This window comes from Flavobacterium sp. (assembly GCF_035760125.1).
Classification (GTDB): Bacteria; Bacteroidota; Bacteroidia; order Flavobacteriales; family Flavobacteriaceae; genus Flavobacterium.
The window spans coordinates 1-8,580 of the sequence record NZ_DASTTN010000430.1; the positions used below are offsets into that span (position 1 = coordinate 1).

Annotated in this window: 7 protein-coding genes; 3 read left to right on the forward strand and 4 right to left on the reverse strand. The window is 33.3% G+C overall.

The window, feature by feature from the left end; translation table 11 throughout:
• Positions 1-143 precede the first annotated feature (143 nt).
• Complete coding sequence (gene menD, locus VFS71_RS15145; protein ID WP_326402273.1) at positions 144-1,805, reverse strand: 2-succinyl-5-enolpyruvyl-6-hydroxy-3-cyclohexene-1-carboxylic-acid synthase; 1,662 nt, start codon at positions 1,803-1,805, stop codon at positions 144-146.
• Positions 1,806-1,902: 97 nt separating this feature from the next.
• Between menD and VFS71_RS15150 the strand changes: the two genes are divergently transcribed.
• The 3 genes from VFS71_RS15150 to pip all read left to right on the forward strand — a co-directional run bounded on the left by VFS71_RS15150 (position 1,903) and on the right by pip (position 4,430).
• Positions 1,903-2,400, forward strand: coding sequence for a GNAT family N-acetyltransferase (locus VFS71_RS15150; protein WP_326402274.1), 498 nt, complete (start codon positions 1,903-1,905; stop codon positions 2,398-2,400).
• A 76-nt stretch (positions 2,401-2,476) separates the two neighbouring features.
• On the forward strand, positions 2,477-3,421 hold the full coding sequence (locus tag VFS71_RS15155) for a tRNA-dihydrouridine synthase family protein (protein ID WP_326402275.1): 945 nt from the start codon (positions 2,477-2,479) through the stop codon (positions 3,419-3,421).
• 82 nt (positions 3,422-3,503) lie between these two features.
• Positions 3,504-4,430, forward strand: coding sequence for a prolyl aminopeptidase (pip, locus tag VFS71_RS15160; protein WP_326402276.1), 927 nt, complete (start codon positions 3,504-3,506; stop codon positions 4,428-4,430).
• A gap of 41 nt (positions 4,431-4,471) precedes the next feature.
• On the opposite strand, the gene VFS71_RS15165 is transcribed toward pip, so the two are convergent.
• The 3 genes from VFS71_RS15165 to VFS71_RS15175 all read right to left on the reverse strand — a co-directional run bounded on the left by VFS71_RS15165 (position 4,472) and on the right by VFS71_RS15175 (position 8,461).
• Complete coding sequence (locus tag VFS71_RS15165) at positions 4,472-4,987, reverse strand: glutathione peroxidase (protein ID WP_414656004.1); 516 nt, start codon at positions 4,985-4,987, stop codon at positions 4,472-4,474.
• A gap of 167 nt (positions 4,988-5,154) precedes the next feature.
• On the reverse strand, positions 5,155-7,368 hold the full coding sequence (locus VFS71_RS15170) for a TonB-dependent receptor (protein ID WP_326402281.1): 2,214 nt from the start codon (positions 7,366-7,368) through the stop codon (positions 5,155-5,157).
• 7 nt (positions 7,369-7,375) lie between these two features.
• Positions 7,376-8,461: a tetratricopeptide repeat protein gene (locus VFS71_RS15175; RefSeq protein WP_326402282.1), complete on the reverse strand. Its 1,086-nt coding sequence runs from the start codon at positions 8,459-8,461 to the stop codon at positions 7,376-7,378.
• Between the last annotated feature and the right edge of the window lie 119 nt (positions 8,462-8,580).

The window sequence follows — 8,580 nt, forward strand, 5'->3', positions numbered from 1 at the left end:
ATAACTGCTAATGATGAAAAAACAAAGTCAAAAGGTTTCTTCTCAAAGCTTTTAAACAAATAAAAGCATTAGAATCAGCATTTCTACTTTAACTAGGTATCTACTTACAAAAAAAGATAGTGAGTTGTTTTTTCAAAACTAAATCAAGTCAACTCCTTAAAATACTGCAATAAAACAGTATTGTTATCTAATGTTGGAGTAAAAACTTCCAGAATACTTGGTTTGTCGTTTTGAGCATAGAGCAAATCCAAACTTTTGGACATACTTTCTTCATCATCAGCTGTCCAATAATCCAAACCATACATTTTTGCCAAATGTTCTGCCGTCAAGTTATGGGAAGTTTCAAAAAATGTATTAAAAACTGGTGTTTCTGAATGTCCTGGCAAAATTCTAAAAATGCCCCCGCCTCCATTATTAATCAAAATGATTTTAAAATTTTTCGGTATATAATTGTTCCAAAGCGCATTACTATCATATAAAAACCCAATATCACCTGTTATAAAAACCGTAGGATTGGAATTAGCGACAGCCGCACCAATGGCCGTTGAAGTACTTCCATCAATTCCACTGGTACCTCTATTACAATACACTTCGATTGATGGATCAATCGGTATTAATTGCGCATAACGAATAGCTGAACTGTTACTGATCTGCAATTGACTGTTTTGTGGCAAACTCTGAATCACTTTTTCAAAAACTTTGAAATCTGTAAAAGGAATTTTAGATAAATAGATATCATGTTTTTCTTTGCGCAACGTTTTAACGGCATTCAATCGAGAAAAATAATCACTTTCAATTTCTGAAGTTAATGGCAAAAATTCTTCGAAAAAAGTATTTGGATCAACCTCAAAATGTTTTGTCAGACAACCAAAAGTATCATATGCTCTTAATGTATCAATATGCCAATGTTGCTTGGGTTTGTATTTTCTTAAGAAAGCTTTAATACGTTTGGAAACTACCATTCCACCAAAAGTGACTAAAATTTCTGGGCGAAAAGTTTCAAAATCTTCAGCCGTAAAAGGTGTTATAATGGTATCTATATTACTTATAAAACTTTGATGAGACACATTTGAAGTATTTTCAGTCATCACCACAACCGATTCATCATTGGCAAAAGCTTCAATTGTTTCTTCAGTAATTGAGTTGGGTTCATTTACTCCTATCAATATTAATTTTCGGGAAGCTTTGTTCCAAAGAGCGGCAGAATCTTGTAAATCTTTGATGTCTACCGTACGATTTACTTTTGCGGAAGCAAAAACAGAACTGTTGACACTTAGCTCCGAAACCGTTTCATACAAAGGCTCTTCAAACGGTGCATTTATATGTACTGGCCCTTTTTTGGCTATGGCCGTATTGATGGCTTCATTTATTTTTCGATCGTTTTCTTCCGAAACGTCTTCCAATAAGTTGGCATTATATAAAGAATGATTCTCAAATACATTTCCCTGACGAATGGTTTGCCCGTCGCCAATGTCAATCTTGCTGTGTGGCCTGTCTGCCGAAACCACAATCAGTGGAATCTGGCTATAAAATGCTTCCGAAAAAGCCGGATAATAGTTCAATAAAGCCGATCCCGAAGTACAAACTACTACTGTGGGCTTACCTGTTTGTTGGGCTATTCCTAAAGCAAAAAAAGCAGCAGCACGCTCGTCGGCAATACTGTAACACTGAAAAGCAGGATTACTGGCAAAACCTATCGTAAGTGGTGCATTTCTTGAACCGGGAGATATGATAATGTTGGTGATTTCTTTTGCTAAAAAAATTTGAAGAATGCTTTGTGCTAAAGGTATTTTGGGGTAAGTCATTTGAATATTTTTGTGAATACAAAGTTACAAACTTGCGATTGCTTTTTCGTTCCTTTTGGTCTATTTTTCTTAATTTTGAACAACAAATAATCACTTTATGCAAATCAAATTAAGACCTTATCAAACTGAGGATACACAAGCCATACTAGATATCATAAATTACAACATTATAAACTCGACTGCATTGTACGATTATAACATTCGAAGTTATGAACAGCAAAAAACAATATTGGAAGAAAAAATAAATAAACATTTTCCCGTAATTGTCGCTGTAGAAGATGATAAAGTGATTGGTTTTGGAATGTATAGCGAATTTCGATTTCGTGAAGCATACAAATATACCGTAGAACATTCTGTCTATGTGGATAAAGATCATCATGGTAAAGGAATTGGAAAACTGTTGCTTCATGAATTAATCCAATTGGCCAAAAAGCAAAAACTGCATACCATGATTGCAGTAATCGATGCAGAAAACCAAAGCAGTGTTGAATTTCATGAGAAATTTGGATTCAAAACAGTTGGAATTATCAAAGAATCAGGTTATAAATTTGACCGTTGGTTGCATTCGGTATTTATGCAATTGATTTTGGAGTAAAAGCTATTCAAAACATAATTGCTCCAACAAAGTATAACCCCATAAAGAATAGTATCTTTGCACTTTTACAAATACTATGAGCTTTACCCTGCTTTCTTCCCCATTACAAGGATTTACAGACTTTCGTTTTCGAAACGCTGTCAATAAATATTTTGGTGGGATCGATACCTATTACTCTCCATACATCCGTTTGAACGGAAAACTGGTTATAAAATCATCTTACGAACGAGACCTTCTTCCTGAAAACAATGTTGGCCTGGAAGTAATTCCGCAGGTTATAACCAATGATGCAGAGGAGTTTTTATTTGTCGCCAAATATGTTCAACAACTAGGTTATAAAGAATTGAACTGGAATTTAGGATGTCCGTATCCAATGGTTACCAAATCTGGTATGGGTTCTGGTCTTATCAGTAATACCGAAAAAATCAATCACATTCTAGACCGAGCACATTCAGAAACCGATATTATTGTGTCCATGAAAATGCGTTTAGGATATGATACTACCGAAGAAATTCTAGATGTATTACCTATTTTAGACCAATATCCAATTAAGAATATTGCAATTCATGCACGTATTGGAAAACAGCTTTATAAAGGAGGTGTTCATCTGGATGCGTTTCAACACTGCATTGACAATACCAAGCACAAATTGTATTATAACGGAGATATTACTTCGGTTGCTAAATTCCATGAAATGCAACAACGCTTTCCATCAATAGACCATTGGATGATTGGTAGAGGATTAATTGCAGATCCATTTTTGCCTAGCATGATAAAAAGCAACGCTTTGGAATACCCAAAAAACAAAATGGAATTATTCGGTGCTTTCCATGATACTTTGTATGAAGGCTATAGTGAATCATTATCTGGACAAACGCACATACTTTTGAAAATGCATCATTTATGGGAGTACTTTTCAGTTATATTTTCTAATCCGCATAAAGTTCATAAAAACATTAAAAAGTCCAAAAGCATTCGAAATTATGAAGCTACAGTTAAAGAAGTTATAGCTAACGGGTAGTTTTCAATTTTTAGTAATCAGCTAGAAATGCAAACCCAAACTTATAATACATTACACTAATTTTGACCAAAAATACATTTAATTGAAACAAGACAACCTTATCGAAAAAGGATATTTACAAGTAAACACCATTCATTCTATTTACTATGAAGTTTGTGGAAATACAAACGATGTACCTATCTTGTTTGTTCATGGTGGGCCAGGAGCAGGATTTTCTGATAGTGATAAACGCTTTTTTGATTTTAAAAAACAAAAAGTGATCTTCTTTGACCAAAGAGGTTCTTCAAAAAGTGTCCCATTTGGTTGCATTGAAGAAAATACTACACAAGATTTAGTAAATGATATCAATACACTTTTAAAACATTTAGGCATTCCAAAAGTATATCTTTTTGGGGGATCATGGGGAACTACATTAAGTCTTATTTTTGCAATTCAAAATCCGGAAAAAGTAAAAAGTATTTTATTGAGAGGTATCTTTCTAGCTAATAAAGAATCCATTGAATACTTTATTAGCGGTGGTGTTGAAAATCAATTTCCAAAGGAATGGAATCGATTTAAAAACAATGTACCTATAACAAATCAAGAAAACATTGCAGCATATTATTTAGACAAAATGCTTAATGGCAATGATAAAGAAAAAGATTTCTTTTCGTATGAATGGGCATATTATGAAATCTCAATTTTTAAGAATGATATCACCGAGACTGAAATCCAGTCTATTTTAAAAGAGTTTGCATATCGTTCCCTTTCAATAATGGAAGCATATTACCTTATCAATAATTGCTTTATAGAAGACAATTACATTCTTCAGAACATTAGTGCATTACAATCAATTCCAGTTAAAATCATTCATGGCAGAAACGACAACATCTGTCCTTTAATATACGCAGAAACATTACATCAAAAATTGATTAATTCAGAACTTTATATTGAAAATGCAGGTCATTCTGATTCGGAACCCGACATTGAAAATAGAATTATTGAAATCATAAAAAAAGAGTTTGACTAACAAACTCTTTTTTATAACCGATCATTTCTTAAGAAACTATACTATCCCTTAATCCATTTTACCACTTCAGGATCTGTTGGCAATGTTTTTGGAGAAATCACTTTTTCCAATTCTCCTTTTTCATTGATAAGGTATTTTTGAAAATTCCATTGCACTTCTGAATCTTCTAACCCATTTTTAGATTTTTGTGTCAAAAATTGATAAACGGCACACATATCATCGCCTTTTACGGAGACTTTATCCATCATAGGAAACGTAACTCCATAATTCAATTGACAAAAACTTGCAATTTCCTCATTGGTTCCAGGTTCTTGCGAAGCAAAATTGTTGGCTGGGAAACCTATAATCACAAATCCTTTGGCTGAGTATTCTTTATATAAAGCTTCTAGATCCTTATATTGTGGAGTTAATCCGCATTTTGAAGCGGTATTGACAATCATTACTTTTTTGCCTTTTAGAGTGGCAAAGTCAAAAGTCTTACCGTATAAGTCTTCTACTTTAAATTGATAAATGTTTTGTTTCACTTGTGCTTGAATTTGGATACTAAAAAAGAACATTGCGCAAATCGCTGCTACTAATTTTTTCATAGGTTTATATTTTTTTATAAAATTAAACATTTATTTGTGTTATCAGAAATATTTTAGCGCTGACAATTGTTAATTAAATCAGAAAACCTAACGCCAATAAAGACGTCAGGCTTCCAAACAAACAAATTAAATTAGGACTAAAATTTATAGATTACTCCAACTTTTAAAAAAAATGGAGTTCCTGGTGTAAAATGAATTTCTTCTACACTGGCTGTTTCGCTCCTCAATCTGGATTCTGTGGCAAACTGGGTTTCATTCCATTCTGAGTTGAATAAATTTTCAACCGATATTCCAAAAACTATTTTTTTATAAGTATAATTTACATTGAAGTCAGTTATAAAATAACCTTTTGCCACGATTGAATTATCTTCATTGGCTGGACGATTTTTCATGTATCTGTAACGTAAACCACCTGAAAAATTCTTCCAATTTTGAAAGCTTAATCCGCCAGTAGAAGTGAAATCTGGAGCCAATGGAATGTAATTTTGCCCTTCTGGCTCATTAATACTTCTGGCATGCGTATAATTGGCATCCAAATTAAAAAAGAAATAATTACTTAACTGATAACGAATACCTAAATCAAAACCAGACCTACTTGTCTCTCCGCTTGGCTCCACAATTCCCGCATCACCTACATAAACAAACTCCTGTTGCAAATACAAATACCATAAAGCGGAATTGACAATTAGTCTAGGAAATGGCTTCCATATCGTACCAACATCTGTACCGATAGCTGTTGGCAAAATTTCATTACCATTGTTTGCTATCACGACTCTGGCATCATTAGAATGAAAACCCATTCCAGTTTTGAGATAAAATTGCAAATCATTGTTTTGGGAATAAACAAAATTCAGTTTTGGAGATACTTTTACTTGACTTTCTGTCTGTGCTTTGTAATTCCCTGCCAACTTATCTTGATACCCGAATTTAAAATAATCCAATCGGACTGCAGGATTAATCAACCATTTGCCCAAACGAACTTCTGTATTCAAATAAGTAAAAACATTTGACTCATCGATATCTCCTAATTTGATTTGTTCCAAAGTCGTGCTTCTGTTCAACGTATGCGACAATTCAGTATCGGTCGTTGCATCATTTCTAACACCAAATCCCAATTGAAATAACAAATCAACCGATTCTTTATTGATACTTTTGTTCAACTCCGCATTGATTCCATAAATATTCCTGTCCTCTTTTTGCTTAATTTGATCCCCATTTACTGGATCGTTCAAGAAAAAAGTAAAGTTAGAAAACAATTCAAATTTATAATTCGAATAAAAGATATTAGCTTTCAAAAACGTATTTTCATCAATAGGTTTACGAAATGAAACATTGAAATTAGATCTTGAAGTTGCCCCTCCTTCTGTATCATCTACGGAGCCAAATCTTGAAATTATCCCATTATCGACCAATCGTTGCGGTACTTGCCCAGAAGCATCCCACTTACTGGTAAAACGGGAGGCGGTAATTGAAAAGCGACTATTATCTTCTAAAACAAATGAGTATTTTCCAAATAAATTGATTCGGTTAAAATTTTGAGGCGAAACAAATGGTCCATCAGTAAGAATATATTCGGTGGCAATGTAAGCACTTTGCTTTTTGTTATTTCCTAAAAGATCAAACAATCCCACGGTTCTAAAAGTATTAAATTGCCCTACTTCTGCTCCAATACTGCTAAAATCCAATTTTTCTTTTGTTCCAAAATCTACATAACCAGCAGTAGCAAAATCTCCCTTGTTGGCATAATACGTTCCTTTACCGAAATCAATTTTATCGACAGTTTCCGGAATTACAAAATGCAAATCGGCATAGCCTTGCCCGTGTGCATGCGAAACCATATTTACGGGCATTCCATCTACATTAATCGCAATATCGGTACCGTGATCAATATCAAAACCTCGCAAAAATATTTGTTCCGCTTTACCTCCACCTGCATGCTGACCAATAAATAAACCTGGAACCTTACGCAAAATTTCTTGTGAAGAATTGACAGGAGTGGTTTCCAAATCAATTTTGGAAATCACATTAAGTGCTGATATTTTAGACTGAATAACCACTTCTTCCAGTTTAAAACTATGACTTTCCATTACAATACTAATTTCTGAATTTGATATCGTATAGCCTATTTTTTTATGTCCCAATGCAATAACATTCAATATGTCCCCAACATTGGACTTATCAATGCTAAAATTTCCTGTTTCATTGGTATGCGAATGTGTATTCGATTTTAGATTGGTAATTGTAGCGTTTTCAATTGGTTTCCCATTTTCATCAATAATAATTCCTTTTTGAATCTGACCAAAGGCAGCTATATTAAATAAAATCAGAAGGATTAGTATATGTTTTTTCATTTCTAAATTAAAGTTTCATTACCTTTTTTTCCAAAGAAGGTCCTAATTCATAAGTACTGGAAAGCAATTCTTCTTTGATTGGTTCAACTTGTTCCATAATGTTGTTTGATTTATAAATCATTGCCAAGTGATACTGTACCTTAGGTTCAAAGGATTTCCCAACCACATGTTTTTGAGCAATTTCTAAAGCTTTTTTATTTTGTCCCAAATTCAAATACGACCAGGCTAATAAATCATACGAATCTGGAGTAGGTCTGTGATTTATTTCAATTTTAGCAATTTCGAGTGCTTTTGAAGCAGTAGTTTTATCATCGGCATAAATTAAGATATTGTATTTATTGTACATTGCCCCGTAATTATACTTTTTCAGCATAGAAAAATAGGCATTCCTATTGGCTAGTTCTTCTGTTTTGTCACCACTGAATTGGGCAATTTGAGATTTCAATAAATAAAAATCTGGCGTATTATGTGTTTTAGTGATAGCCGTAATAATTCTATTCGCTTCCGTGGTATTTCTTTCGTGCGAAAAAACGATCCAAGCAATCCCTTTCAAGGCATATGAATAATTAGGATCTATTTCTAGTGTTTTTAAATAACTATCATACGATTCTTGTATTCTGCCTGCATGTCCATAAAAATCGCCTAAATTGGAATACGACCAGATTTTCAAAACTTTATTATCATCTTCAATGGCTATGTCCCTTGCTTTTTCCATAAAAGTAATTGCCGTTTTCAAATCCCCTTTATGATCACACCATTTGGCCAAACGAATCAAATAATCATAATCATTCATATCCCGAATGGCTTTCAAATTTTTCAAAGCTTCAGCATAATTTCCCACTTCCATTTGTACATCAAACAATAATTTTTGAGTTTCTTTTCGGCCTTCGCCAATAGCCAATGCCTTGTTGGCAAGATTCAAAGCTTCTTTAAAACGATGCTGAGAAATATAATTTCGTGCCAATGCTCGAACAGTCGAAACTCTAGAGTACTTATATGCTTCATTATATTCTGTCAACAACTCTTCTGTTTTATATAAATCTTTTATGTCTCCCGTATATTGAAAAAGAATACTATAATTAGAGGCCAACATACCCAGATAAATCACTTGATTGGGTGTCGCATCAAATTTTGTTTGCCAAAATTTGATTTATGTATTGGCAAAATCAATTGATTTATTCTCTTTTATGTTTAGATATTTTTCGTATTCTG

Bases quoted from the DNA above. Each gene is read 5' to 3' on its own strand.
- menD (WP_326402273.1), bottom strand. From the start codon at position 1,805: ATGACTTACCCCAAAATACCTTTAGCACAAAGCATTCTTCAAATTTTT.
- VFS71_RS15170 (WP_326402281.1), bottom strand. From the start codon at position 7,368: ATGAAAAAACATATACTAATCCTTCTGATTTTATTTAATATAGCTGCC.
- VFS71_RS15150 (WP_326402274.1), top strand. From the start codon at position 1,903: ATGCAAATCAAATTAAGACCTTATCAAACTGAGGATACACAAGCCATA.
- VFS71_RS15175 (WP_326402282.1), bottom strand. From the start codon at position 8,461: ATGTTGGCCTCTAATTATAGTATTCTTTTTCAATATACGGGAGACATA.
- VFS71_RS15155 (WP_326402275.1), top strand. From the start codon at position 2,477: ATGAGCTTTACCCTGCTTTCTTCCCCATTACAAGGATTTACAGACTTT.
- VFS71_RS15165 (WP_414656004.1), bottom strand. From the start codon at position 4,987: ATGTTCTTTTTTAGTATCCAAATTCAAGCACAAGTGAAACAAAACATT.